Source organism: Flavobacterium sp. (assembly GCF_044341265.1).
In the GTDB taxonomy this organism is placed as follows: Bacteria; Bacteroidota; Bacteroidia; order Flavobacteriales; family Flavobacteriaceae; genus Flavobacterium.
In genome coordinates this window covers 13,299-39,416 of record NZ_JBIISA010000035.1, presented here as the reverse complement: position 1 = coordinate 39,416, position 26,118 = coordinate 13,299, and the positions used below count along the sequence as shown (strand labels likewise).

Annotated in this window: 20 protein-coding genes; 16 read left to right on the top strand and 4 right to left on the bottom strand. The window is 30.2% G+C overall.

From position 1 onward, the window contains the following. The first annotated feature begins 502 nt into the window (after positions 1-502). The 4 genes from ACIQ06_RS14130 to ACIQ06_RS14115 all read left to right on the top strand — a co-directional run bounded on the left by ACIQ06_RS14130 (position 503) and on the right by ACIQ06_RS14115 (position 4,832). Positions 503-1,852 (top strand): sensor histidine kinase, encoded by a 1,350-nt coding sequence (locus tag ACIQ06_RS14130; protein ID WP_396147406.1) that lies wholly within the window; start codon positions 503-505, stop codon positions 1,850-1,852. 43 nt (positions 1,853-1,895) lie between these two features. Then, complete coding sequence (locus ACIQ06_RS14125) at positions 1,896-2,519, top strand: response regulator (RefSeq protein WP_396147404.1); 624 nt, start codon at positions 1,896-1,898, stop codon at positions 2,517-2,519. Between the two features lie 269 nt (positions 2,520-2,788). Continuing rightward, positions 2,789-4,204, top strand: a complete 1,416-nt coding sequence (locus tag ACIQ06_RS14120; RefSeq protein WP_396147401.1) for a hypothetical protein — start codon at positions 2,789-2,791, stop codon at positions 4,202-4,204. 22 nt (positions 4,205-4,226) lie between these two features. Next, positions 4,227-4,832 carry a hypothetical protein gene (locus ACIQ06_RS14115; RefSeq protein ID WP_396147399.1) on the top strand — a complete coding sequence of 202 codons (606 nt, stop codon included), beginning with the start codon at positions 4,227-4,229 and terminating at the stop codon, positions 4,830-4,832. 80 nt (positions 4,833-4,912) lie between these two features. Here ACIQ06_RS14115 and ACIQ06_RS14110 read toward each other — a convergent pair whose 3' ends face one another. From ACIQ06_RS14110 to ACIQ06_RS14095, 4 genes are all read right to left on the bottom strand, one after another. Then, the gene (locus ACIQ06_RS14110; protein WP_396147397.1) at positions 4,913-5,119 is read right to left on the bottom strand and encodes a DUF2892 domain-containing protein; all 207 of its coding nucleotides are present in this window, start codon (positions 5,117-5,119) and stop codon (positions 4,913-4,915) included. 70 nt (positions 5,120-5,189) lie between these two features. After that, complete coding sequence (locus tag ACIQ06_RS14105) at positions 5,190-5,822, bottom strand: Crp/Fnr family transcriptional regulator (RefSeq protein ID WP_396147395.1); 633 nt, start codon at positions 5,820-5,822, stop codon at positions 5,190-5,192. Between the two features lie 3 nt (positions 5,823-5,825). Further along, positions 5,826-6,266: a DUF1456 family protein gene (locus ACIQ06_RS14100; protein ID WP_396147392.1), complete on the bottom strand. Its 441-nt coding sequence runs from the start codon at positions 6,264-6,266 to the stop codon at positions 5,826-5,828. Between the two features lie 94 nt (positions 6,267-6,360). Beyond that, on the bottom strand, positions 6,361-7,164 hold the full coding sequence (locus ACIQ06_RS14095; RefSeq protein WP_396147390.1) for an alpha/beta hydrolase: 804 nt from the start codon (positions 7,162-7,164) through the stop codon (positions 6,361-6,363). Between the two features lie 59 nt (positions 7,165-7,223). Between ACIQ06_RS14095 and ACIQ06_RS14090 the strand changes: the two genes are divergently transcribed. The 12 genes from ACIQ06_RS14090 to ACIQ06_RS14035 all read left to right on the top strand — a co-directional run bounded on the left by ACIQ06_RS14090 (position 7,224) and on the right by ACIQ06_RS14035 (position 26,113). Beyond that, the gene (locus tag ACIQ06_RS14090) at positions 7,224-7,625 is read left to right on the top strand and encodes an excinuclease ABC subunit B (RefSeq protein WP_396147388.1); all 402 of its coding nucleotides are present in this window, start codon (positions 7,224-7,226) and stop codon (positions 7,623-7,625) included. A 404-nt stretch (positions 7,626-8,029) separates the two neighbouring features. Then, a complete protein-coding gene (locus ACIQ06_RS14085) occupies positions 8,030-9,247 on the top strand; it encodes a tyrosine-type recombinase/integrase (protein ID WP_396147386.1) in 1,218 nt (405 codons plus the stop codon). A 282-nt stretch (positions 9,248-9,529) separates the two neighbouring features. Beyond that, positions 9,530-10,438 (top strand): hypothetical protein, encoded by a 909-nt coding sequence (locus ACIQ06_RS14080; RefSeq protein ID WP_396147384.1) that lies wholly within the window; start codon positions 9,530-9,532, stop codon positions 10,436-10,438. A gap of 133 nt (positions 10,439-10,571) precedes the next feature. After that, the gene (locus tag ACIQ06_RS14075) at positions 10,572-10,853 is read left to right on the top strand and encodes a helix-turn-helix domain-containing protein (RefSeq protein ID WP_396147382.1); all 282 of its coding nucleotides are present in this window, start codon (positions 10,572-10,574) and stop codon (positions 10,851-10,853) included. 97 nt (positions 10,854-10,950) lie between these two features. Further along, positions 10,951-13,047, top strand: a complete 2,097-nt coding sequence (locus tag ACIQ06_RS14070) for a VapE domain-containing protein (RefSeq protein WP_396147380.1) — start codon at positions 10,951-10,953, stop codon at positions 13,045-13,047. Positions 13,048-13,480: 433 nt separating this feature from the next. Then, positions 13,481-15,307, top strand: coding sequence for a DUF262 domain-containing protein (locus ACIQ06_RS14065; protein WP_396147378.1), 1,827 nt, complete (start codon positions 13,481-13,483; stop codon positions 15,305-15,307). Between the two features lie 10 nt (positions 15,308-15,317). Further along, positions 15,318-17,423 (top strand): DUF262 domain-containing protein, encoded by a 2,106-nt coding sequence (locus ACIQ06_RS14060; RefSeq protein WP_396147376.1) that lies wholly within the window; start codon positions 15,318-15,320, stop codon positions 17,421-17,423. A 241-nt stretch (positions 17,424-17,664) separates the two neighbouring features. After that, complete coding sequence (gene hsdR / locus ACIQ06_RS14055) at positions 17,665-20,085, top strand: EcoAI/FtnUII family type I restriction enzme subunit R (protein ID WP_396147372.1); 2,421 nt, start codon at positions 17,665-17,667, stop codon at positions 20,083-20,085. 3 nt (positions 20,086-20,088) lie between these two features. Further along, complete coding sequence (locus ACIQ06_RS14050; RefSeq protein ID WP_396147370.1) at positions 20,089-20,655, top strand: hypothetical protein; 567 nt, start codon at positions 20,089-20,091, stop codon at positions 20,653-20,655. A gap of 5 nt (positions 20,656-20,660) precedes the next feature. Then, the gene (locus ACIQ06_RS14045; RefSeq protein WP_396147368.1) at positions 20,661-22,088 is read left to right on the top strand and encodes an N-6 DNA methylase; all 1,428 of its coding nucleotides are present in this window, start codon (positions 20,661-20,663) and stop codon (positions 22,086-22,088) included. Next, on the top strand, positions 22,085-24,181 hold the full coding sequence (locus ACIQ06_RS14040) for a restriction endonuclease subunit S (protein WP_396147367.1): 2,097 nt from the start codon (positions 22,085-22,087) through the stop codon (positions 24,179-24,181). Before ACIQ06_RS14045 ends, ACIQ06_RS14040 begins: the two co-directional genes overlap by 4 nt. 375 nt (positions 24,182-24,556) lie before the next feature. Beyond that, positions 24,557-26,113, top strand: coding sequence for a reverse transcriptase domain-containing protein (locus ACIQ06_RS14035; protein ID WP_396147365.1), 1,557 nt, complete (start codon positions 24,557-24,559; stop codon positions 26,111-26,113). Positions 26,114-26,118: the final 5 nt, after the last annotated feature.

The following is a 26,118-nucleotide window of genomic DNA, read 5'->3' as shown; positions in this document are numbered from 1 at the left end:
AAAGTAAAACGCTTATAACGGATGTATAAAATCCTACTATAAGCGTTTTTTTATTCTCTAAAAAACGGTGCTAATCAAAATAAACGATGTTTTTCAGTGCCCTCGTTTAACCTCGGGATTTTTTTATTTTTGAAGGGATGAACCCAATTATTATGAGAGCAAATTTTAAATCAATTGTGTTGCGAGTTTTGTTATTAGTACTTCCAATTGCATCGATTTTATTATGGTATTTTCTAACCTTTGATGAGCATAAATACTGTACGCCGACCAAACATCTACATGTAGATGGTTTTTTAGGAATTGTTTTTTTAATTATAATTTGGTTTTTTGTATGGCTGTTCATTATTATGATTGAGATGTTGTATAAAAATTTAATTAGAAAAAATAAATAAGATAAATTCCGAGTGTAATGCTCGGGATTTTTTTTGTTTTAGCAAGTTTTGGTTATGTTCCAATAAAAGCCTTCATTTGTTTTATTAAATAAAGAATTAAATTCTTGATTATGAAAATCCAAAACATTTCAAAAAGAGATATTGTTTTTGTTGTAGGTTATATGATTTTTGCAGCTTTATTGGTTGCATATGTTTTTTATGATAAAAAAAATTTCATATCTCCAACCTACAAGGAAATTCCGAATGAAGATAAATCATTACTACTAAATGATGCTTCTTTTTCAGAAAACAATTCGAAGGTAGATTTTGAAAATTCCAAAAATTCTATTGATTATAGTTATCATCCAGTACAGTCAATAAAACAAACTTTTGATACTGAAACTTACAGAAAAGCAAAGGAATATAAAGTCAAATTAAAAGAAATTAATTTAGTTCCAAAATTAGAAGAAGTTAGAATTAATAGAGTTAGAGTGACTCTTCAAGATCATTATGAACTACCAAAAAGTGCTAAATTACTAACTTTAAAGGTACAAGAAATTGACTACCTTGGTAAGAAACTTCATTATCAATTTTCGTTTCATCCTTTTAAAAATTACGAAGATTTTGGTGATGATAATACCTTGACTCTTTTGTCACCACTTGGTACCAATAGTTTATACATAAGAGGTATTGATTTTGATTCAAAAACAGCTACTAAATATTTAAAAATAACAACATTTTGTAGAATATCAATATCAAAAAGAGAATGGTTTTGGCCATTAATGACGCTATTAGCTTTGTCTCCATTTCTTTTTTATTATTTTAGGTTTAAGTTAAATAAACAAAAATATGAGTTTCAACAACAACTAGCTCTTGAACAACAACGCTCAAAAATTACAGCTGATTTACATGATGAAATTGGCTCCTCTTTATCAAGTTTGCAAATTAATAGTGCTGTTGCAAGTTTTTTAATTGAAAAAAATCCAGTGGAAGCTCAAAAAATCCTAGAAAAAATTGAATCTCAATCTGAACATTTATCAGATAAAATTGGAGATATTATTTGGAGTATGAAACCAGGAAAAGAAGAATTTTTAACCTTAACATCAAGAATTAAAAATTTTGCAAATGAAATAGTGGGTTCGACAGATATTAATTATAAAATCAAGATTGATAAAAAAATTGATAAAGTTATAACCGATATTTCTACAAGAAAAAACATTGTATTGTTTGTAAAAGAAGCTACAAACAACGCAGTAAAATATAGTAAAGCAAAACAATTAGCAATTGTGTTACAATTAATAGAAAATCAAGTTACTATTGAAGTTTCAGATGATGGAGTTGGGTTTGATACCTCTATTACGAAAGGAAATGGTTTAGGAAATATGCAAAAAAGAATTGAAGAGTTAAAAGGTCAATTTAGCATAATATCTGAAATAAATTTGGGCACAAAAGTAAAAGCAACAATTCCGATTGTACCCTAATTTAGGGACAAATTTAGATGAGAATATAAAATATCTTTGTACAATGGCAATTAGAGTTTTTATATATGATGACAGTAACGAACGAAGAGATAGTTTGAAGGCATTGTTAATGCTGAATGACCAACTCAAGTTTGTGGGCGAAGCTATGAATTGTGCTACCGTAAATGAAGATATAGAAAACTTTTATCCAGATGTAGTTTTGATGGATATCAATATGCCCGAAGTCAATGGGATTGAAGGTTTGCGAATTATAAAAACCAAGCATCCAGAAGTAAAAGTATTGATGCAAACTGCGTTTGACGATTCAGATAAAATATTTACATGCATTATAAATGGTGCTAGTGGTTATATATTAAAGAAAGATAAACCACAACGAATTCTTCAGGCAATTGAAGAAGTTTATCAAGGCGGAGCTGCCATGAATCCTGGAATAGCTCAAAAAGTATTGGATTATTTTAAACCCAAAGAAATTAATAATCCTTTGTCACCTAAAGAAACACAAGTTTTAGCTCTTTTAGCCGAAGGACTTTCCTATAAAATGGTTGCTGATAAACTAGGTGTTAGTTATGCAACGGTAAACACACATGGTAAACGTATTTACGAAAAACTACATATATCTTCGTTAGGCGAAGCTATTGCTTATTATTACAAAAATCTAAAGCAATAGATTTTTAAATCAAAAATCAACATTTCTCTTTCGTTATTCAAAATCCCTTGTCACTTGATTAAGGGATTTTTTGTTGTAATTAAATCTTAATATTTGTTATGAAATTATTTATGGAAGGCAAAAATCCGTTAAACAACGGTAACAATTTCAGTCGATTAACGGAAGATACTATTGTGTAAATAAATAACCTTTGAAAATAATTTCAAAATAGAGGTAACAAATTTAAAACCCAATTGATATAACAATAATAACATTAAAATTTAAACAAAATGAAAAATCTAAAAACAACAATTTTATCAGCATTTATTGCATTGTGCTGTTTAACAAATGGAAACGCACAAGAAGCCGCAAGAGGAAAAAATAGAGGGAAAGTAGTGACGCCTGGAAGTCAAGGATCAATAGTGGTATTCGGTGGTGGTACTTCAATGCCAAGCAGTGATGGCAAAGACAAAGCTTTTTTGAGCAACTCGACAGCAATCAATGCTGATTTTTTTCTGCCATTAATTAGAAAAGGTTGGGATGGTGGAGGAGCTAGAGACCACGTAAAAGGACATAAAATGGATTTTGGCTTAAACGTAGGTGGAACATACAACTTTGGAGGAAGCGGCGGTTTTGGAACAACTCCAAATCCATTTGTAGTAACTGGACAAACTTCAAGTATGGTTTCTGATAGAGGTCTTGACCCAAGATCTCCAGGTTTCAGAATGGGAGCAGGTCCACAAGCTAATTTTTACTTTGGAAAGTTTATTGTTTCTCCAATGGTTTTAGGAGAATATTTCTCGATGACACAAAAAGAAATGAGCATAGTGCAAACTACTCAATTCAATGGTCAAAGTTATGATTTCAATTTGGCAACGTTACCAGAAACCAAAACAAGTGGTTTTGCAGTAACACCAAAACTAAGATTACATTATATGTTTAACGATCGTTTTGGTCTTTTTGCAGATGCATCTTATACAATGGGACCAAAAATTGAAACAACCATTTCTAAATTAATTCCAAATGGAAATCCGTCACCACAAAGCGGTAGTTACAATATTCAACAATTACAAACTGGCACAATGGTGAAAGGCGAAACAAAATCAACAGCTTATAGTGCTATGGGGTTTAATTTTGGTGTGGTGATTGGATTGGGAGGAAAGGAGGAGCCTAAATCCAAAGAAATCATTATCGAGGACAGACCTGTAGCTGTAAAAAAAACATACAAAAATGTAGCTACTGATGAAGTTATTAGTGTTAGTGCTGACGATATTAAAAAAGGATGGAATGGATTAGCAGATGCAACAGAAGAATTAGAACCAACAACACCTAGCAATGCAAGAACAATAAATAATTGTTGTAATGCAACTGTTACAGGTAGTATTTTATGGGATCCTACAGGTACAGGAACTGCTTCAAGTTTTGTCCCTGCTACACCATCTATGTCAATAAGTACGGCAACTGTTACAGCTGCTGGAGGAGTTATTTTTAATTCAACAATAAATTGTCTTACTTATACAGGTTGTACAGCAACAGTAACTTATAAAGTAAATGGAGTTACTGTAACAGGAAGTCCTGCACCTTGTGGTGTATTTAATATTCCCGCAAGTTATTTTCCAGTAGCAGGTGGTTATACTATTAAAATAATAGGTAATTGTGCAGGTGTAAAATGTAAAGCAAAAAGACTTCAAATTACAATATTTTAAATATTAACTCAATTATTAAATCATGAAAAAATATATAAAATTCTTAGGGATACTATTTAGTATTCTATTAATAAGTTGTGGTTCAGATGATGATCCTGTTGTAACAGCAACTTGCGATAGCACAAATACAGAATTTAAACAATTGTACAATCAAACAGTAGCTTCAACGGTAATAAACAATGATATTGTTAATTATGATAGTGAAATACATTCTTACACTTTTGAAGTTACAACTGCCAAAACGATATGTAGTGTTGGTTATCAAAGTCAACTAGCTTTGAGTGCAGTACCTTATGTTATTGAAATTTGGGATGTAACAACTTCAACTCCGGTCTTGAAAGGTTCAGTATCTTCAACTTTTTCATCAACTGCAACATCTTATGTGTCTTTTTCATCAACAATTCCTTTAACTGTTGGAAATAGTTATATGGTAAAAAGAATTCAAACAAGTTGGGGTACAGATATTTCAAATACAGTTGGAAGAATGGTTTGTACAGTTACAGGAGCGCCATTGTCGGCATTTCCATATACTTTTGGAAGTTTAAAAATTACAGGTTCATCTTTATATCAAAACGCGATTACTCAAACAAATTGGGCAATACCTTACATCGACATTGTTTTTGAATAGATAATAATAAGTTTTGTTTAGGTTAGTTACTAAAAATCCCGAGTGTAGTGCTCGGGATTTTTTTATTTTTTGATTGGAATTTATTTCTTAATCGAACAAGTATTGATTCCTAATAAAGTATATAACGGACAGAAACTTACTAAACTGGTTAAGGCAAATACTGCTGCAATTACTACTGCTACGATTCCTAAAGTTCCAGTAATTGTTCCGTTGTAGAATAAGAAAGCTAACACTGCAGCAACAATCAATCGGATTATTTTATCTGCTGTACCCATATTTTTTTTCATAATTAATAAAGTTTAAAGATTAATATGAAGCAAATTTAATGCGCATAAATCACCTATGCAGTGACTTAAGTCACAAGTCTAAAATTTCTATGGTTGTAGCACTTTGTTTTACTTTTCCTTCGAGTTCTAATTTCTTAATAATTCTACTGATTACCTCTCTTGCAGTGCCCAATTCGCTGGCAATTTGGCGGTGTGAAATTTTTAAAGGATTGTTTTGTGTAACCGCAACTTTTTCTTTTAAATAGTCTAAAACACGCTTATCTAGTTTTTCAAAAAGAAGTGAATTTATAGTGTCAAGTAAATCGGAATAACGTAAGTTATATTGCAAAAAGAAAAGCGAATTGAAGTCTGGAAATTGTTTGGTCCATTTGCTAAGTTTTTCTGCCGGAATTAAAAGCAAGTGTGAATCTTCTTCCGTTACAGCGTAAATCTTACTTGGTTGGTTGTTGATTCCAGCTGAAAACGACATGATGCAACTTTCATTGGGTTGAATGTAATAGAGGAGAAGTTCTTTGTCTTCGTGTTTGGTATAAACCTTTAAAACGCCTTTTAAAACTAACGGAATTACCTTGATAAACTGACCTTCACGAAGTAATTCAGTGTCTTTTGGAACTTCTTTTTCTAAAGCGTGCTGAACTATTTCTGAAATCAATTCAGCATTAAAATGTGGAAATTGTTGTTTTATTTGAACAGCTAAATCCATTGCTTAGTCCTTTTTATTCTTACCGTTTTTGTATTGTACTTTCTCTACAATTTCAACTTTTTTTACTGGCTTTTTTGCAGCAAATTTAAGTTTAGCAGCAGGTTTTTTCTTGAAATCACCTGGTTTAAACTCTTTTTTCGGAGCTGCTCCTTCTGGTTTTTTAAATTCTTTTGGTTGCGCTTCTTTTTTGTGAATTGCAATGACATCCATAGGATTCTTCGGATTTTCTTTTGTTCCACGTAAGTGAATTACCAATCCGTTTAGGAAATTACGCAATACTTGATCGCCACATTCCATAAATTTTGGATGGTCTTCACTTCTAAAAAAGTTACCAATTTCACCTTTCGACATTCTGAAATCTACTAGCTTTAAGATTTCTTCTATTTGGTCGTCACGAAGCATTAATGCTACACGTAGTTTTTTGAAAATATCGTTGTTGTTCATTCTTGTATTGTTTAATTTTGTTTAATGTGGTTTAATTTTGTTTAAAGAGTAACCAAGTTAAACAACTTTAAACTCTTAAACTTTTTTAAACCCTTTAGAAAAGCCAAAGGTACGCTTTTTTGAAACCTTCACGCCATAATTTTTCGTTGTGTTGTCCACCTTTTACAATAATTTTTTTGTTCAGCATTTTACATTCACAGCGTTTTGTATTGACTTGGACTTCCATATTGTTTAAATCGCGAACCATATCTTCGTCACCTTCGTTATCGCCACAGAGGAAATAGATTTTGGTTTTGAATGTTTTCGTTTGTTCCATTAGTTCGAAAATTTCTTTTCTGTTGAACCAAAAAGAAGGCGAGAAGCAACCTACTTTTCCAAAGACTTTAGGATATTTTAATGCGCCATAAAACGAAACCAATCCACCAAGTGAGCTTCCGAAAAGTGCTGTATTGTTGGCATTGGTTTTGGTTCTGTAGGTTTTGTCAACATAAGGTTTTAATGTTTGAACAATAAAATCTAAATAATTATCGGCATTGCCTCCACCATATTTTTCATGTTTGAATGGTGTTAATTCTTCCATTCGTTTTTCGTTGCCGTGTTCGATTCCGATGACGATTACTTGTGCCGAAATGCTGTCTAAAGTTTCATCAACATTCCATTCACCAACGTAGGATGTTTTGGCATCAAATAGGTTTTGTCCATCGTGCATGTAAATGACAGGATATTTTTTCTTTGAATTACTATCATAGTCTTTTGGTAAATACACCCAAATTTTCTTGGTTGTTTTTAATTGTGGTGCTTCTATTGAAAAAGTAGAAACTTGCTTGCTAGCAGTGCTTTCTTGCGCATTTGTGCTACAAAAAAGGATTCCAAATAAAAGGGTTAAAATGAATTTCAAGCGAATTAATTTTTAGAATTTAACAATTAATTATATTTTAGCTAAAAATAATCATTTTGATGAACACTAAGGAACAAAAATTAAGTTTATTAGCAGACATGATTGCGTTTGCAATTGTAGATGGCGAATTGCACGAAAGAGAATACATGTTTCTTTCGATAATTGCAGTAGAACTTGGCGTAAACAAAGATGAGTTGAAACAACTTTTTCATCAAGAAAATCGTAGTGAAATCATCAAGAGTGAGTTTGAACGCATTCAACAGTTTTATAGATTAGCGCTTTTGATGCATTGCGATGGCATTTTGCACGAAAGAGAACAAATCAAAATACACGAAATTGGCATCAATATGGGATTAAATCCGTTTGCTATGAAACGCGTTTTAAAAGCTATGGAACAATCACCAACACGAATGGTTTCACCAGATTATTTACTAGAAGTTTTTCAAGAGCAGTTGAATTAAACTCTAAAAATGGCGAGTAGCCATAAACAGCTTTTTAACGTTTTGCGGCTTCAAGAAGTGGCGATGAACCAAGACCAAGCCTTTACAAATATAACCAAAAAAATAAATTAAAAACCTTTTCGATTTCTGATAAATCCCATGCCTCGCTATTTCTTGAAACGGCTGTTATCTCAACTATAAAACTGCAAGTACTCATTTGCACCTAAAGTGTTGTATTTATTGACTTTAAAGAATTTGAAAATGCAATTCTAAGCATAAAAAAGCATCAAAATACTTGTTTTGTTGTACCAATTGTTGTACTTTAGTACTCTGTTGCACTGGAATGAAAGCCCAATAAAATCAATACTTTCACTCGTTTGCATCGCTTTACAAATATAGTATAACATTTCTTATTTCAAAATTTTATGGCATCTATTAAATTAATTCTACGCACCAATCAGAAAGACCAAACAGGTCACAGTCCTTTGTACATTCGAATTATAAAAGACAGAAAAACGAAATTTATCACTGCTGGAGTCAAACTCAAAGAAAGCGAGTGGGATGAACTAAAGCAGAAAGTAAAAAAGAACCATCCAAACAGCGCGAGGATGAATGCCAACTTATCCCAAAAAATTGCAGATGCTGAAGGTCAAGTTGCCGATATGGAAAGAAAAGTAAAAACCGTATCAATTAAAAAACTTAAAGAAGCCATCAAGGGTAAAGAAGTACCTAATTTTTTCACATACTCAAGAAAGCATTGCGAGAGAATTAAAGGTAATGTATCAATTTCAACCTATAAAACCTATGGAGTATATTTAGATAAATTTGAAAAATGGGTAGGAACAACGGATGTTTACTTTGATGATATTACGGTTTCATTATTGTTGGATTATCTTGGTTATATGAGCAATGAATTAAAAAACGGAAATACAACACAACGTTATTCAATTATGATTTTGGCTATTATGTTCAAAGAAGCTATAAAGGAAGAAATCATTCCAGATTACATGTACCCATTCAATAAACTGAAACTCAAAAAAGATGCAAGTAAAAGACAATTTTTAAAGAAAGAGCAGTTTGAGGCTATCGGCAGTTTTAAGCTCAAAGAAAAAACTAAAGCTTGCATTTATCGCGATATGTTTATTTTTTCAATTTACGCAGGCGGATTACGTTTTAGCGATGTTTTAGAAATACAACACAAACATTTCAACGAAGAAGAAAGAAGAATTAAAAAAGTAATTCGTAAAACAGGAAGAGTACACCAGTTTAAAATCGGTCAATTGGCTTTGGATATCATTCACAAATACAAAAACAAAAAAACAACACCAGATGATTTTATCTTTCCAGTTGTAACCAATAAGGATCTATTTTTTTCAAATGAAGAATTCCGTTATACTTTTTCAGAAAGTATCAATAAAGCAGCTAATTTTCAAATCAAAAGAATTGCAAAAAAATTAGAAATTACAACCAATGTTTCTTTTCATATTAGCCGACATACTTTTGCTACTAATGCTTTGAATAATGGTATGAGAATAGAACACGTTAGTAAGCTAATGGACCACAATGACATCAGCACAACCCAGATTTATGCAAAGATTATCAACGAAGAATTAGACAATGCAGTTGACAAATATATCCATTAAACAATTTTAACATTTAGATAATATATTGCACTTATTTGCGTTAGTAGTTGCGTAAATTATTTATTTCCAAATCTTTATTGAAATGTTAATAAATTATTTTAAAATCCTTCAAAAAAGGATTTTTTTTTATTTCTAAATTAGCACAATTGTATTTGAATTTTTATTCAAAAATCTAGTTGATTGGTAGTTGAAGTTGAAAGGAAAGTTAGGTTTTATTATAGAAAAATAAAGATTTAAGCCAATAAAATGATTTTATTATAAAACCGAACCAAACCAATATTTTTGAACCCAAACAATGCTAATATAAAAATTGCTCCATTCCCGGAGTATGTGACAGTGACAAGCTCACAGTCAGTCAACCCATTGTTTGATATTATCATTGACGAAAATGTAACTTTAGAAAACTATTGCAAAGCTTTATTGAATAAGGTTTTCGAGCTTCCACAATCCAAATTCCAAGCATTTATAAACTATCAGACTGACATCATACAAGATGAATTAAGATGGCTGAATAAGTTTGAAAAACTCATTTCACTTAACGAAGAATTATTCATTTCAAGCACTTGCCTTAGTCGTTACAATAAAATGTACCACTATATCGAAAAGAAACGAGAAGAAGTGCAATCTTTGAGAGTAAGTGCTGCAAAAAAAGCAACACCAAAACGCTTAATAAATGCAGAAGCTGAAGACAGACATTTTTCATTCCATGAAGTAAAAGATCATATTGAAAAAATAAATGATTTCAATGAAAAGTTAATCTATTTAACAGAAGAAATCTTTGAATATAAACAAGCTGAAATAATATCAAAAAACAGCAAGTTGATGGATTATGATTATCAATGCACTCAACTCATTGAAAAGTTACAAACCATTCGTAAAATGAAATCTGAATTTGAGAAAGAAAAAGAACTTACAGAAAACAATTCTGGTTCTGGTGCTGCTCAACATTTAAAACTTCAAATAAATGGTCCAATTAATATTTTAACTAATGCTTTCAAACAAATGATGGTGAACGTTAAGCCAAACGGAACACCTTACATCCAATATAAAATCAAAGATGTGGCTCAATTTATCTGCGATAATTTTGTAGATGAAAACGGTCAACCTATTTCTCAAGCCACCATTCAGACCTATCTTTCACCAAATCGCACTGACAAAGACCCAAATAGCGATATGAAAGTTAGATTTTAATCAATAGTGTGTTTTTTACTTTCCTTTATTCATAAGTCCTGACAAACTTTTTAGTCCGATAAGACCAAAAAGAACTAATCGGACTTTTTTCTTTTTCTTCCATTTGCACCATAACTTTTAAAAATTAAAAAAAATGGAAGCAATTATCATCACCAAAGACCAATTCAGCGATTTAATGTCAAAATTAGACACAATCCAAAGTCAACTAAATTCTAAAGCCGACCCAAAGAAAGAAACCTTTTTAGACAATCAAGAATTCCTGTTACTAATGAAAATCTCAAAACGTACAGCTCAAACCTGGAGAGACGAAGGCAAAATTTCATTCAGTCAAGTAGGAAGTAAAATCTACTACAAGCTTTCAGACGTTGAAAAATTGCTTCAAGAACATTACAACAAATCCTTCAAAAGTAAATAGTATGAAAAAGTGCAACGGAACCTGTGAGGCTTGCGACTGTGAGCTTCACAAAAAGTAAAAAACTAATTACTATTCACTAATCACTAATCACTCAAAAATGGTAACTATTTTCAAAAACTTCAACGAAGTTGTAGAACACAAAACAATACCAATGATTTTGGAGGAAATCAAAACAGGTAAGTACAAACACGCGATAATTTATTTGCGTAAATCACTATCTGAAAATAAGATGGAAGCATACGAAAAAGCTAAAAAATCACTTCCAGCTTTTACGCCTTCAGGAAAATTTGTTGGTGGTAGAAAAATGAATTTTTTGGAAGATTATTCCAATATCATCATTTTAGATATCGATAAATTACAACCAGAACAACTAGCAACAGTCAATCATTCAGCAAGACATTGCGAGTTCACTTATGCTTGTTTCATTAGTCCTTCAGGAAACGGATTAAAGATTTTAGTAAAAGTAAGCAGCACAAAAGCCGAACACAAAGAAACCTTTTTAGCTATCCAGGATCATTATGAAAAATTACTAAATCTAGAAATAGACAAATCCGGAAAAGACATAACAAGATTATGTTTTTACTCATGGGATGAAAATCTTTTCATTAATGAAAACTCAAAGATATTTGAAATCGAAACGCCACAACCAAGTCAAACTGAGCTTGTCGAAGTTCCAAAACTGAAAACTGCGACTGTGACTGCGACTGATTCCGAAGCCATCTACAACCACTGCATAAAATTCACCGAAAAAAAAGTGCAATTTGTGAATGGTAGCCGAAACGTATTCGTACATCAACTTGCCTGTAACCTAAACCGAAAAGGGATTTCATTACAAGAAGCATTAAGTTTTATTTTAACTGATTTTGGTTATGATGAAAAAGAAGTAACACAAACAATCAATAGTGCCTACGGAAATGTGCACGAATTCGGTAAAAATGAAAAAGTAGAAGCTCCAAAGAAACCAAAACCAAAATCTGATTTTTCAATAACAGATACAACTGAAGACGACGACGAAGACAAATCAAAACCAACTCAAATAGACCGTTTAGAGCTATTTTTATCCACGAGATATGTATTTCGTCATAACATAGTTTCAGGTAAGTTAGAGTTCCAATATTTCGGTAAAAAGAAATGGAATGTAATGAATGACTTTATAGAAAATTCAATGTTACGCGAATGTTTAAAAGGAAGAATTAAAACAAACCTTTCTTCATTAAGAAACTTGCTTTATTCTGATTTCTGTCAGCTCTTTAATCCATTTGAAGATTACTTCTATAATTTGCCTACTTATGATGAAAAAACCGATTACATAACAGAATTAGCCAACACAATAACAACAACAAAACAAGACCTTTGGCAGCAATGTTTTAAGAAATGGATTGTAGCAATGGTAGGTTGTGTTTTAGATGAAAAGATAATCAATCACACTGTTATTGTCTTCAGTGGCAAACAAGGTTTAGGAAAAACAACTTGGGTGGAGAAGTTGGTCCCAAAACAATTAAAAGAATACCTGTTTTCAGGAACTATAAACCCAAATAATAAAGATACTTTAGTACAATTGGCTGAATGTATGTTGATTAATTTGGACGAATTAGAAAACTTAAACCGTTCTGAAATTGGCAGCTTAAAAGAGATCATTACAAAAACTCAAATAAGAATGCGTAAAGCATACGGACATAACAACGAAACAATGCCAAGACGCGCATCATTTGCAGGAAGTGTTAACACAGCTCAATTCTTAAACGATAGTACAGGAAGCAGAAGATTTCTCTGTTTTGAGTTAGAAGGCATCCAATACCAACACGAAGTAAATATTGATGATGTTTTTTCGCAAGCTTTGTATTTATTCAAAAGTGGATTCAGACATTGGTTCGACCAGGAAGAAATCAAAAACATAACCGAAAACAATGAACAATACCAACTAAGAAGCCCTGAAGAAGAATTACTTTTAACATGGTTTGAACCTTGCGAAAAAGAAAAGGCAAATGCATTCTTAAACGCTTCTCAAATAGCAACAAAACTAGCAGAAAAGGCAAAAATTAACATCAATGATGGAACTATAAACAAACTTGGAAAAGCATTAAAAAAACACAACTTCACAAGACTAAAGAAAAACGGAATATTTGTATATGCCTTAATCGAAAACACTTACGAAGATGTAGATTTTAGAAACAAAATTGTTGATGAAAATTGAACCTATACTAACAAAAAGAATCTGTGGCTAAAATAATTTTTTAGCCATTTTTTATTCTTAAAACCTAACACCTACCACCTAACACCCAAAACCTTTATTTTGCATCATTTTCATAGGGTAAGCAGGGTAACCAAAAAATAACACAAACATTTTTAATTTTTTTTCAATTCAAACTTTCGGGTAACATTAGAACAATTTACAGCAATTCAATAAAATAATTAGTTTTGTTTGCACCCGAAAAGCCATATAAATCAGTTTTTTTCAAACTAAAAAAATAAAATATCTTTTTTCCAAAAATAGGGTACCAACGTTACCCTATTTTTTTTTGCACTATTTTTCTTCTTTTTACATCCTTTTACGGTTTTCCACATTTTTGTTTCATTTCCTTTGTTTAGATTTGTCTTTTTACATTTTTAAAATAAAATATAACTTAATGAATATAATAGATACCAAGTCCGTTGGCAAAATCATTTTAAATGAAAATACACCTGAAAGAGAGCATAGATTTGAGCATTATTTAATACCTTATTATCAACGTGGTTACAGATGGGACATTGAAAACGTAGAAGCATTACTAGATGATATTCATAATTTTATTAAATCAAGAGAGGAAAATTATTGTTTGCAACCAATTGTTGTTGTGCCTAATGTTGATGAGAACGGTCATAATATTTGGGAAGTTATTGATGGTCAACAAAGATTGATAACAATGTATATAATTTTTCAGTATTTAAATAAACCTCGATATTCCATTTTCTTTGGTCAAAGAGCAAAAAGTACATCTTTTTTAAAAGATTTAAATGATAATACTTTTAATCACGATAATCCTGATTTCCATTTTATGAGCCAAGCTTATGAAATAGTCAAAGGTTGGTTTGAAAAGAAAACTAGAAATGATGTGGGTTATATTGATGATTTTTATAGTTCAATTACAAAGAAAGTTCAAGTTATTTGGTACCAAATTGAAGAATTAATTTCATTCGAAGACGAAGAAGGACATAATGAAATTGAAAGTAAAAAAATAGATATTTTCAATAGATTAAATATTGGTAAAATCCCATTAACTGATGCGGAGTTGATTAGGGCATTACTACTTTCAAAAATAAAGCATGGATTATCTGAGAGAGAATCAATTATGCGTCAATCTGAAATATCAAATGAATGGCATCAAATTGAAACGGATTTACGAACTGATGAAATTTGGTATTTTTTAAATAATAAAACAAAAGAAAATACTTCTTCAGCAATAGAATTGATTTTTAAATTAATAGCAGAAAATAATTCGAAAAAGTATTCAACATATTTATGGTTTGAGAAACAGATACGAGGAGAAAATGAAGACGAAGAGCAAAGAAGAGCCTATCAATTGTGGAATCAAACTAAAGAATATTATTATAAAATAAAATATTGGTATAATAAAAATGAACTTTTCCACTACATAGGATATTTATTGGCTATTAATACTAATAATGAAGCTACATTAAGACATATTTTTAAAAATGCTAACTGTGCAAAGTCAACTTTTATTGATTGGGCTGAAGATGAAGTTAGATTAAGCTTGAAAGGAATCGATTTAAATCAATTGAGCTATGAAAAAAATAAGCAAGAACTTCATAAGATATTTTTACTACACAATGTATTAACTGTTAAGAATTTAAATAGTTCTCAGAAAATTAAGTTTCCATTTTATTTGTACAAACAGGTCAATGCTGATTCAGGTTGGAGTATTGAACATATTCATGCCCAACAGTCCCAACAAATGAAAGAAGAGAAGGCAATTAGAAATTGGTTAAAGGAAACTTATAAGGCAATTGAAAATATTTCTACTGTCGAAAGAGAATATATTTTAACAGATGATAATGGTGCTGTATCAAGTAATATAGAAATTATTGATTTAGATAAAAATTTAAAAAATCAGATTAAACAATTTATTGATTCAGAAAAGATTAATGTTGATGAGTTTAATATTTTAAAAAATGAATTGATTAGAATTTTTGAATCTAATTCAATTCATGAGTTAGATAACTTAGCATTACTTTCAAAGAAAGATAATTCGTCTCTTAATAATTCGATTTTTCCTGTAAAACGTAATAAAATAATTCAGTTAGAAAAGGAAGGAAAGTTTATTCCACCGACAACTAGAAATGTTTTTTTGAAGTTTTATAGTAATTCTGACCAGCAACCATTTTATTGGAGTAACGCTGACAAGAAAGGTTACTTTTCAAGTATTAAAGAAGTTGTTGAACCATTTTTAAGTTAATTAATCATTTATGAGCACTAAACATACATTTTGGACTTTATCCAATAAATACGATAAAATTGAAGTCCCAATTATTCAGCGAGACTATGCACAAGGGAGAGAAACAGCTGAAGTAATAAGACTAAGGAATAAATTCATAAATGAATTTTTGATTGAATCATTATTAAGTGGTGATAAAATTGAATTAGATTTTGTTTATGGTTCTATACTACTTGAAAAAAAAGAAGATGAATCACGAAATATTTTTATACCGCTTGACGGGCAGCAACGGCTTACAACTTTGTTTTTGTTGCACTTTTTTATTGCATTAAAAGAAAAACGAATAGATGAAATAAGAAATACTTTATCAAAGTTCACTTATGAAACAAGACCTTCCGCACATGATTTTTGTACAAATCTTATAGAAAAATTTAGTACTCAAAATTTGCAAAATATTAAATTCGAAATTAAAAATTCTGAATGGTATAGTGAACTATGGGATAATGATCAAACGGTTTCGGGAATGCTAAATATGTTAGATACTTTTTCGAAAAATGAAAATCTTTCTAATTCTAAAATTAATTTACTTGATAGATTAATTGATGTTGAAGTACAACTTATTTCTTTTTACTTTATTCCTTTAGAAAATTTTGGTTTAACAGAAAATCTCTACATAAGAATGAATGCTCGTGGAAAAATGTTAACTGACTTTGAAAATTTTAAATCAGAATTTTTTAAGATTATAAATTACAATCAGGATTTATTAGAGAGTGTAAAAGATAAAATTGAATATAAATGGGTTGATAACTTATGGTCTTATAGAATTTCCGATAGTTATGTTATTGATGAACCATTTATGCAATTTTTAAGCTTTATAACTGAAATGTTATATTTTAAAAATGCAGAATTTAGAGCAACAAATTATGAGAATGACTTTTTAGATTTTAAACTTTTAAAGAGGATCTACTCTGACGAGAAAAATCTTCTATTTTTAATATTTGCACTTGATTTTATTAAGCATATAAATGAAGAAAATAAACATAATATTCTTTGGAAGCAAAACACAACTTTAAAAGATATTCTAAAAGATATGTTAGTTGGCAAAGGCGATACTAATGAAATGTTTATTCTCTTTTCAAGTATTAATTATTTTTTCAATAAGAAGGATGAAAGCAATCATAACGACTTTATTAGAGTAGTCAGAAATCTTATAAATAATACAAAAGATAATTCTCGACGTGAGTGGCCAAGATTATTAAATTCAATTAATAATTTAATAGCTGATGAAAATGTTTACCAAGTATTACTAAGAATAAACGATTCAAAAGATTTAATTGGTTTTGAGGTAGAACAAAGACATGAAGAAATTTTTAAAGCTAAACTCATTGATTACGATTTGAATGTAAAAAAATCGCTATTTGCAGCAGAAGATGTTGAAAATTTTTCAGGTAACATATCAAATTTAATTATTAGTAATTATGCAATTAAAAAATCTGATTTTGAGGAGTTTAATTTAGATGATTTAGAAGTTGATAATTTCAATCTTGATAATTTCAATTCAACTTTTGAAGCATATAAAGAAGTTTCTAAGAATGATTTTAATTTGATATGGGGTGATTTATTAGTAACAACTTTGTATTATCAAACCCATGATTCTAGGTTATTATTTCACGGAGATTACAAAAAAAGATTTGAGGTTATTTGGTTTGCAAAAGAATTTTCAAAAGTCTGTAAAAAAGAAAGTTTAAATGAATACTTAATTAATATTCAGAAGCAATTCATATTAAATTTATCAAAAACTAATACACATTTTGAAGAAATTAGAGAATCAAATAAACAATTATATTTGTACTACATAATGCATATACAAATTTATGGTAAAGAATATAAAACATTCTTTAAAAATGGTTATAATTTTGGTTGGTTAGCCAAAGTAGCAAAATATAAAACTTTGTTCACAAAAGGAATAGTCAACTGCCAATACTTTCCAAATTCAAATCCTATTTACCAGACATACAAAGAACAATTCAGATATAATTTGGGACTGAATCAAAAAAATGCTTTAGATGAGGAAATAATTGGTGTAGGAAACAAAAGAGAACCTTTTGCTCTGTTAATTGAATGGGCTAAAAGTTAGTATAATAATTTCTTAAGAAACACGGACTATTAAGTTTGCAAAAACTCAAATAAATCCGTGTTTTTATATTGCTTTTTATATACAAATAGCTTTTCTTTATTAATTTCCTAAAATATTTCTGCACTATTTTTCCTTAATTTTCCTCATTTTACGGTTTTCCTCATTTTTATATCAATACCTTTTTTGTATGTTTGTAGATTATGCTATTTTTTTTATTAGTATCAACTCATAGCAAGCTAATATGAACAAGAAATTACTCTCTGAAGCCGACATAAAAGAAAAGTTCATAACACCTGCAATTATTAAATCAGGTTGGGATGAGCATACACAAATTATTAGAGAGTATTCAATTACTGCCGGTCGTATTTGGGTAAAAGGAAAATTGACTGCTCGCGGCAAAAAACTTTTTGCAGACTATGTACTCTATATCTCGGGAATTCCAATCGCTATTATTGAAGCCAAAGACAATAATCATTCACTAAATTCAGGAATACAACAAGCGCTCAAATATTCTAACCTAATGGATATTCCATTTGTTTTTAGCAGTAATGGTGATGGCTTTTATTTTCATGATAAAACAATTACAGATGGTGATATTGAAAAGACTTTGAGTTTAGATGATTTTCCATCTTCAGATTTTCTTTGGGAAAAATACAAAGTATTCAAAGGCATACAAACAGAAAGTGAAGAGAAAATTATTTTACAAGATTATTTTTCAGACAGCAATAGAAAACCAAGATACTATCAACAAATTGCAATTAATAGAACTATTGAGGCAGTTGCAAAAGGTCAACAACGTATTTTACTTGTAATGGCAACAGGAACAGGTAAAACATATACAGCTTTTCAAATTGCTTACAGGTTATTCAAAAGTAAAAGTAAACGTAAAATACTCTTTTTAGCAGATAGAACTTCATTAGTTGACCAAACACTAAGAGGTGATTTCCGTCATTTCAAAGATGCAATGACAGTTATTAAAAAGAAAGTCATAAACGTTGACGGAAAAGATGTTCTTGTATCTAATAACAAAAGAGGGATTGATAATGCTGATAAAGCTTTCGATATATTTTTAGGATTGTATCAAGGATTAAGTAATTCCGATCCCGAAGTTCCAGATGCATTCAAAGACTTTTCTCCTGATTATTTCGATTTAATAATTGTTGATGAGTGCCACAGAGGAAGTGCAAAAGAAGATAGCAAGTGGCGTGCAATTTTAGAGTATTTTAAATCAGCTACTCACATTGGATTGACAGCAACTCCTAAAGAAACTAAAGAAGTTTCAAATATCGAATATTTTAAAGAACCTATTTACACGTATTCATTAAAACAAGGTATAGATGATGGCTTTTTAGCACCATACAAAGTTGTAAAAGTAACATTAGATATTGATGCAGAAGGATGGAGACCTCCACAAGGGTTTACTGATAAGGATGGAAATCCTTTGGAAGATAGAATTTACAATACTAAAGATTTTGATAAAAATATTGTAGTTGAAAACAGAAGAAAGTTAGTAGCCAATAAAATCACAGAATTTTTAAAGCTTACCAATCGATTTGACAAGACAATTTTATTTTGTGTAGATATAGAACACGCAGAAGGAATGCGGGCAGCTTTAGCAAATGCAAATGCTGACTTAGTAAGAGAAAACAACAAATATGTAATGCAAATTACAGGCGATAATGAAGAAGGCAAACGAGAGTTAGATAATTTTATAAATCCAAGCGAGAAATATCCTGTCATAGCAGTTACTTCAAAGTTAATGACAACAGGAGTAGATGCTCAAACTTGTAAATTAATAGTGTTAGACAGCAACATTGGTTCAATAACAGAATTTAAACAAATCATTGGTAGAGGAACAAGGATAAACGAAGAGTATGGAAAAACTTTTTTTACCATATTAGATTTTAGAAATGTAACCAATCATTTTGCTGACCCTGATTTTGATGGAGAACCAGTTTCTATTATTGAAATTGATGGTGATGGTCCAATTGACTTACCTGAACCAAATGAGCCAGTTATAATTGACGATCCTGAATATCCTGAACCTGATTATCCAGAACCACCAGATCCAGACGTTGTTAATGAACCAAAAACGAAATACATAAAAAAAGTTATTCAAGGTGTTGATGTAAATATTATAAATGAAAGAATTCAATATCTTGGAGCCGATGGCAAAATAATAACCGAAAGTTTAATTGATTACACAAAAAATAGCATTGAAAGTCAATACAAAACTTTAGATAATTTCTTGTCTGCATGGAATAATGCAGATAAAAAGAAAGTTATTATTGAAGAGTTAGAAGATAAAGGAATTTTCTTTGATGCTTTGAAAGATGAAGTTGGTAAACAATTTGACCCTTTCGATTTAATTTGTCACGTTGCTTTTGACATGCCAGCTTTGTCAAGAAAAGACAGGGCAGACAATGTGAAAAAGAGAAATTATTTTGCTAAATATTCAGAAAAAGCACAAGCAGTTTTATCTAATTTATTAGACAAATATGCTGATGATGGATTGCTAACGATAGAAAGTGTGGAAGTATTAAAACTAAAACCTATAAATGAATTAGGAACTCCTTTGGAATTAATAAAAGCTTTTGGTGGTAAACCTCAATACGAATTAGCAATTAAAGAACTTGAACAAGAATTATATAAAAAAGCATAAAAAATGGATAAATGCGTAATTGATTTACTCAGTGCAGTAACACAAGTAAATCGTAGATATTTTAATGCTGTAGGAACACGGCAGGACCAAACACAATATCCACAAGTAACAGAAAATTCATTTTCAGCTGAATTATATCACAGATTTAGTAATCTGATGGAATTAAATATTAATATGACATACTATGATAATCTTTTCTTTCAATTTGATATCACCAAAATGGCTTATGGGATAAGACCTGATTTAGTTTTACATGAAGCTCAAGAAAATAGAAATAATCAAAAAATGTTCGTTGAGGTTAAAACTGATTCAAATGCAGATTTAACAGATGATTTTAATAAATTAATTAATGCGACTGATAACTATTTAAATTTTGAAAATGTAGTTATGATAACGGTGAATAGAAAATATGGAGAGTTGTTAAATTTAGTTAGACAACATCATGGGTTTTTTAATTTGGAAGATAGTAGAAAAGATAGAATATATTTTATCAACGTTGATACTACAAATGATAAACCCCAATACGATATATTTTCACTCAGATATAATAGAAAATTAAATAGAAACTAACAATAATGGCAAACGTAGGTGCGGTAATAAGCAGTATTAGAAATATAATGCGTCAAGATAGAGGTATATCAGGCGACGCACAACGATTAGAGCAACTCGGGTGGATGCTTTTCTTAAAAATTATTGATGATAAAGACCAAGAATTAGAAATTATAAAAGACAACTATGTTTCCGTAATTCCAACAAAATTTCAGTGGCGCAATTGGGCTTCAAATTCTGAGGGTATAACAGGAGACGAATTATTAGAATTTATTGATAGTAATTCAGAAAATAATAAAGGTTTATTTGCTTCACTCAAAAACTTAACAAGCAATACTAATCCCGAGCGTGCAGCTATTGTAAAAGAAGTTTTTGATGGTTCAAACAATTATATGAAATCAGGTTATGAATTGCGAAAAGTAATTAATAAACTCAATGAAATTGATTTCAATAATTCTGACGACAAACATATTTTCGGAAACATTTACGAAAGTATTTTGCAAGAATTACGTGATGCAGGAAACAAAGGAGAATATTACACACCTAGAGCGGTCACGCAGTTAATGACACAAATGACCAATCCACAATTAGGTGAAAAAGTTTTAGATCCATCGGCAGGAACAGGAGGATTCTTAACAGCAGCTATTGACCACGTTAGAGAAAACTATGTAAAAACGGTTGACGATGAGCATATACTTCAAAAAAGTATAACGGGTTGGGAACTAAAACCAGTTGCTTATGTATTAGGGTTAACCAATTTGATATTACACGAAATGGAAGTGCCAGACTATCATTACATCGATAGTTTGAAAAAAGAATATAATGCTATTGGCAATAAAGACCGTGTGAATGTCATCCTAGCAAATCCGCCATTTGGTGCAAGTATTGCTGATGGTGTCGAAACCAACTTTCCAGCAACATATCGCTGTAAAGAAAGTGCCGATTTGTTTGTTATTTTAATGCTTCAATTACTTAAAAATAACGGTCGCGCAGCAATTGTATTACCTGATGGCTCAATCACAGGTGAAGGTGTTAAAGCTCGTATTCGTGAAAAATTATTAACGGATTGTAATTTACATACTATCATACGTTTACCTCAAAGTACATTCTTTCCTGCTACTGTTGCTACTAATTTATTATTCTTTCAAAAAGGAAGTCCTACAAAGGATATTTGGTATTACAGACATGAATTACCTGTTGGACAAAAAAGTTACTCAAAAAAGAAAGTAATACAATTTGAAGAATTTCAACCGATTATTGATTGGTGGAACGATCGAAAAGAAAGTGAAGTTTCTTGGAAAGTAAGTTTAAAAGACCTTAACAATTGGGATTTAGATATAAAAAATCCTAATAAAGTTGAAGAAATAATAGAATACAACAGAGCTGAAATAATTGAAAAAATGACCAAAAGCCAAGATAGAATTAATCAACTTTTAAAAGAATTAAGTCTATGATTTTATCATTCAAGTTCATTCCTTTAACCTTTTTGAGTGATGAAAACGAGATTAAAAAACAAATCCGTAATACTATCATTCTCAAGTATTTTTTTGAAAGGAATTCTGAAACAGTGCATTTAGAAGATTTAATTACAGGTACTCAATATGGGTATAATGCTTCTGCACTAGTGCATGGAAGAAATAAGTTTTTAAGAATAAGTGACATAACAGATGGAAAAGTAAATTGGGAAACAGTACCATATTGTAACTGTACTGATGAAGAAACCTATTTATTATTTCCAAATGATATTTTAATTGCAAGAACAGGTGGAACAACAGGAAAAAGTTTTTTGATTTCCAAACCACCAGCTTTGTCTATTTATGCAGGCTATCTCATCCGTATTAGAGCAAACGAAGATACGAATTCAAACTACTTGAATCTTTTTCTAAATAGCTATGTCTATTGGTCACAAATTGTATCTCTCAACGAGGATAATTTCAGGCCAAGTGTAAATGCTAATAAACTTAAAAAATTAATTCTCCCTAAATGTGATAAAACAATTCAAGATGATGCAGTTAGGATTTCCAATGGAGAATTAGTTAAAGGTTATGATGAATTACATCTATTGATAGAAGATACGCTATTGAAATATGATAAGTTAAAAGAAATTCAATTTGAAAAGAATAATCAATTTGAATTGCAAAAAGCACTTAAACAATCAATTTTTTCCGAAGCAATAAATGGTAAATTGACAACTAAATGGCGTGATGTAAACACAAGTATAGAAGATGCTTCAAAACTTTTTGAACGTATTAAAAAAGAGAAGCTACAACTAATAAAAGAGAAAAAACTTAAAAGAGAAAAAAAACTTCTTCCAGTTGATAAGCACGATACTCCTTTTGACTTACCAGTTAATTGGGTTTGGTGCAGACTAGGAGAAGTTATAATAAATGCTGACAATTTAAATATTCATAATGAACTAAAATCAAATGAACTAATTAATTATGTTGATATTGATGCTATTGACAATAAAAAGAATATTGTAAGGGATTCAAAATTATTACCTGTAAATCAATTGTCTTCACGAGCTAGAAGAGTATTGAAAAAAGGAAACATTTTATATTCATTAGTTCGACCATATTTACATAATTTAGCAATTATAGAAGATGAGAAACCGAACTATATTGGTTCGACAGGTTTTGCTGTTTTCGATTGTTTGTTTATTGAGAATAAATATATTTTTTGGCTTTTACTTTCGAAATATATTGAAGATAGATTTTTAGAATTCATGGATGGTTTTAATTCTCCTAGTATTACCCACGAACAATTCAGGAGTACATTAATTCCTTTACCTCCAATTGACGAGCAAAAAATTATTATCAAAAGAGTAGAATCTTTAATAGAAAATTGTCAATTTTTAGATTCAGAAATTGCATTGAGTGAACAACTGTCTAAGAAACTAATGCGAGCAGTTTTAAAAGATGCATTTGAAGTTGAAAATATTATGACTTTGGACTCCTTGTTTGAAGATATTAATTACAATTTGTATGTAGCAATGATTCACAAACAAATTGAAAACCGTTTAAAAATCAATTATGGCGAGGTAGCTACACAAAAAACAGTTTTTAACATTAATGCTTTTACAGACCAAAAAATACCTTATAATTTCATAAACTCAAATCACGGTACTTTTTCACCACAGCTAAAAGAAGATTTAAGTAAGAATAGTTATTTAGCGAAAGACAGAAAAGGAAGTGGCGAAGTGTTTATTATAAACCCATCAAAACAAAAAGAAGTTTTAGACGCATTGTCAAATCCAAAAAACAAATCTTTTGTAAGAGCTGTAAATGAAGTTTTAGACATATACGAATTACCATTTATAAATAAAGAAACTGACAAAATTGAATTGCTAAATACTGTAGCAAAACTAATTATTGATACTAAATCAACGGATTTAGAAATTATTTATGCCGGCATGCAAAAATGGGAAATTAAACAAAACGGTTTCAAAACCAAAGCTGAAAAGTTCTCAAAGCCGCTTACTAAAAAAATGATTGCTTTAATTGAGAATTTAGGATTAGTAAATAAGTTAAAAAAGTTTGTAAATTAAATATAAGTGAATTAGAGGAGGAGCCGGAGAATACGTTTTATGGTATAGAGCAATCTAACGCAACATTAAACGCTGTTGTGTCAGTCGAATTTCAGATATGCAAGTTAATGTTGAATAAATATTTCCTAAGCAATCTGTTATCCCCAGCGCTGTGAACAACAGATTGCTTAGGGATAATATAGCTGTTATGTTCTTATAAATAGCTGATGCTTTCATAGTGTTAGATTTAATTTGTAAAGATATAATAATAATTACCCGACTTGAAGGAGCGATGTTTAGGCATCAATAACGCATGTATTCTTCACCTTTTGTAACAAATTGGTAAAAGCACTGCTTCGTCGTCGACCTCCTCTTTTTTCACTTTAATAATAAAATATGGCTGTCAACAAATTAGTAAAAAAGGAAAAGGATTGGTTTAAGCTAAAACGCTATCCACATATAGGTTATCCTTTGTTGGCTAAAGACCGCCATGTATGGATAGAACCATACGTTACAAATCCATTAAAAGTAGCAGCTCATAATTTTCTTCCTTTAATTCATAAAAAAAGTAAGGTTAGAAAATTCCGAAAAGAGTATTGCGACAAAACAGGTGAACTTCTATTTACTTCTAAAAATGGTAAAAAAATAGTTAGAAACGCTACAAAACCAAAAGAACGAGAATTATACTATGCAGGTCATTTAGATGCACTAGTGTATAGTTATTACGCTGAATTATTGACTAAAGAATATGAAAAGATTCTTTCTCATAAAAACTTAACTGATGTTGTTACAGCTTACAGAAAAATACCTGTGAAAGTGGGTTCAAAAAAGCACAAATGTAATATTGACTTTGCAGTTGATGTGTTTAAATCAATAAATGAATATCCACAAGACAATTTTGTAGCAATAGCTTTTGACATAAAAGGTTTTTTTGACAATCTAAATCACAAATTATTACGGGAACAATGGAAAAAGGTTTTAGGATTTACAACCGAACCTTTACCTGATGATCATTTCAATGTGTTCAGAAACATTACAAGATTCAGTTACATTGATTTAGTTGATATTTTCCAAGAATTTCAAAATCAAATTTTTGTAAAAGCTTCAGCTAATGGAAATCCAACAATAACAAGAAAGAGAGTTTCTAAAATCAAATACCTAAAAAAAGCAGAAGCAATTGCTTTTTGTACAAAGGAGGAATATTTATCAAAAAGAAAAGGTCTTGTCAAAAAACAAAGATTCATTAAAGACGAAGCAGAAAATACGGTTACAAAAAATTTTGGAATTCCACAAGGTTCTCCAATAAGTGCGGTGTTAGCAAATATTTATATGCTTGATTTTGATTATGAAATAAACAAATATCTTGAAAGTATTGGTGGTGTTTACCGCAGGTATTCTGATGATATGGTAGCAATTTGTCCATTAAATAAAAAAGACGAGGTAATTAAGGAGTTTGCAGAAAAAATTAAAAATAGTTGTTTAACCATTCAAGATAAAAAAACACAAATTTTTCATTTTGAAAGAAATGCAAGGGTTTTGAAATGCGGTCAGGAATTTCCAAATGGGATAAACTACAATAAAAACTTCATCTATTTAGGGTTAGAATTTGATGGTGTTGATGCGAAAATAAAATCGGCAAGTATCTCAGGATATTACCGAAAAATGAAACGCACCATCAAAAGAGGAAAATATTTTTCAAATAAGCCACTAAATAAATATTCAGGTGAATTATTCAAAGCAAGACTTCTAAAGAGGTTTTCATACAAAGGAGCAGATAGAAGAAACAAATATCTTTGGAACGCATCTAAGTCTTATTTTGAGATAACACAGCATTTTGATTGGGGTAATTTTATTTCTTATGCAAAAAAAGCACAGAAAATTAAGTTTCCAAACAAGATAAAATCGCAAACTAAAAGACATTGGAATAAGTTAGAAAAACTACTAAAAACATAATTTTT

Excerpts from the sequence above, each read along its gene's own strand:
- ACIQ06_RS14065 (WP_396147378.1), top strand. The coding sequence starts at position 13,481 with ATGAATATAATAGATACCAAGTCCGTTGGCAAAATCATTTTAAATGAA.
- ACIQ06_RS14075 (WP_396147382.1), top strand. The coding sequence starts at position 10,572 with ATGGAAGCAATTATCATCACCAAAGACCAATTCAGCGATTTAATGTCA.
- ACIQ06_RS14070 (WP_396147380.1), top strand. The coding sequence starts at position 10,951 with ATGGTAACTATTTTCAAAAACTTCAACGAAGTTGTAGAACACAAAACA.
- ACIQ06_RS14050 (WP_396147370.1), top strand. The coding sequence starts at position 20,089 with ATGGATAAATGCGTAATTGATTTACTCAGTGCAGTAACACAAGTAAAT.
- ACIQ06_RS14110 (WP_396147397.1), bottom strand. The coding sequence starts at position 5,119 with ATGAAAAAAAATATGGGTACAGCAGATAAAATAATCCGATTGATTGTT.
- ACIQ06_RS14090 (WP_396147388.1), top strand. The coding sequence starts at position 7,224 with ATGAACACTAAGGAACAAAAATTAAGTTTATTAGCAGACATGATTGCG.
- ACIQ06_RS14035 (WP_396147365.1), top strand. The coding sequence starts at position 24,557 with ATGGCTGTCAACAAATTAGTAAAAAAGGAAAAGGATTGGTTTAAGCTA.
- ACIQ06_RS14120 (WP_396147401.1), top strand. The coding sequence starts at position 2,789 with ATGAAAAATCTAAAAACAACAATTTTATCAGCATTTATTGCATTGTGC.
- ACIQ06_RS14085 (WP_396147386.1), top strand. The coding sequence starts at position 8,030 with ATGGCATCTATTAAATTAATTCTACGCACCAATCAGAAAGACCAAACA.
- hsdR (WP_396147372.1), top strand. The coding sequence starts at position 17,665 with ATGAACAAGAAATTACTCTCTGAAGCCGACATAAAAGAAAAGTTCATA.
- ACIQ06_RS14105 (WP_396147395.1), bottom strand. The coding sequence starts at position 5,822 with ATGGATTTAGCTGTTCAAATAAAACAACAATTTCCACATTTTAATGCT.
- ACIQ06_RS14130 (WP_396147406.1), top strand. The coding sequence starts at position 503 with ATGAAAATCCAAAACATTTCAAAAAGAGATATTGTTTTTGTTGTAGGT.
- ACIQ06_RS14125 (WP_396147404.1), top strand. The coding sequence starts at position 1,896 with ATGGCAATTAGAGTTTTTATATATGATGACAGTAACGAACGAAGAGAT.
- ACIQ06_RS14115 (WP_396147399.1), top strand. The coding sequence starts at position 4,227 with ATGAAAAAATATATAAAATTCTTAGGGATACTATTTAGTATTCTATTA.
- ACIQ06_RS14100 (WP_396147392.1), bottom strand. The coding sequence starts at position 6,266 with ATGAACAACAACGATATTTTCAAAAAACTACGTGTAGCATTAATGCTT.
- ACIQ06_RS14040 (WP_396147367.1), top strand. The coding sequence starts at position 22,085 with ATGATTTTATCATTCAAGTTCATTCCTTTAACCTTTTTGAGTGATGAA.
- ACIQ06_RS14045 (WP_396147368.1), top strand. The coding sequence starts at position 20,661 with ATGGCAAACGTAGGTGCGGTAATAAGCAGTATTAGAAATATAATGCGT.
- ACIQ06_RS14060 (WP_396147376.1), top strand. The coding sequence starts at position 15,318 with ATGAGCACTAAACATACATTTTGGACTTTATCCAATAAATACGATAAA.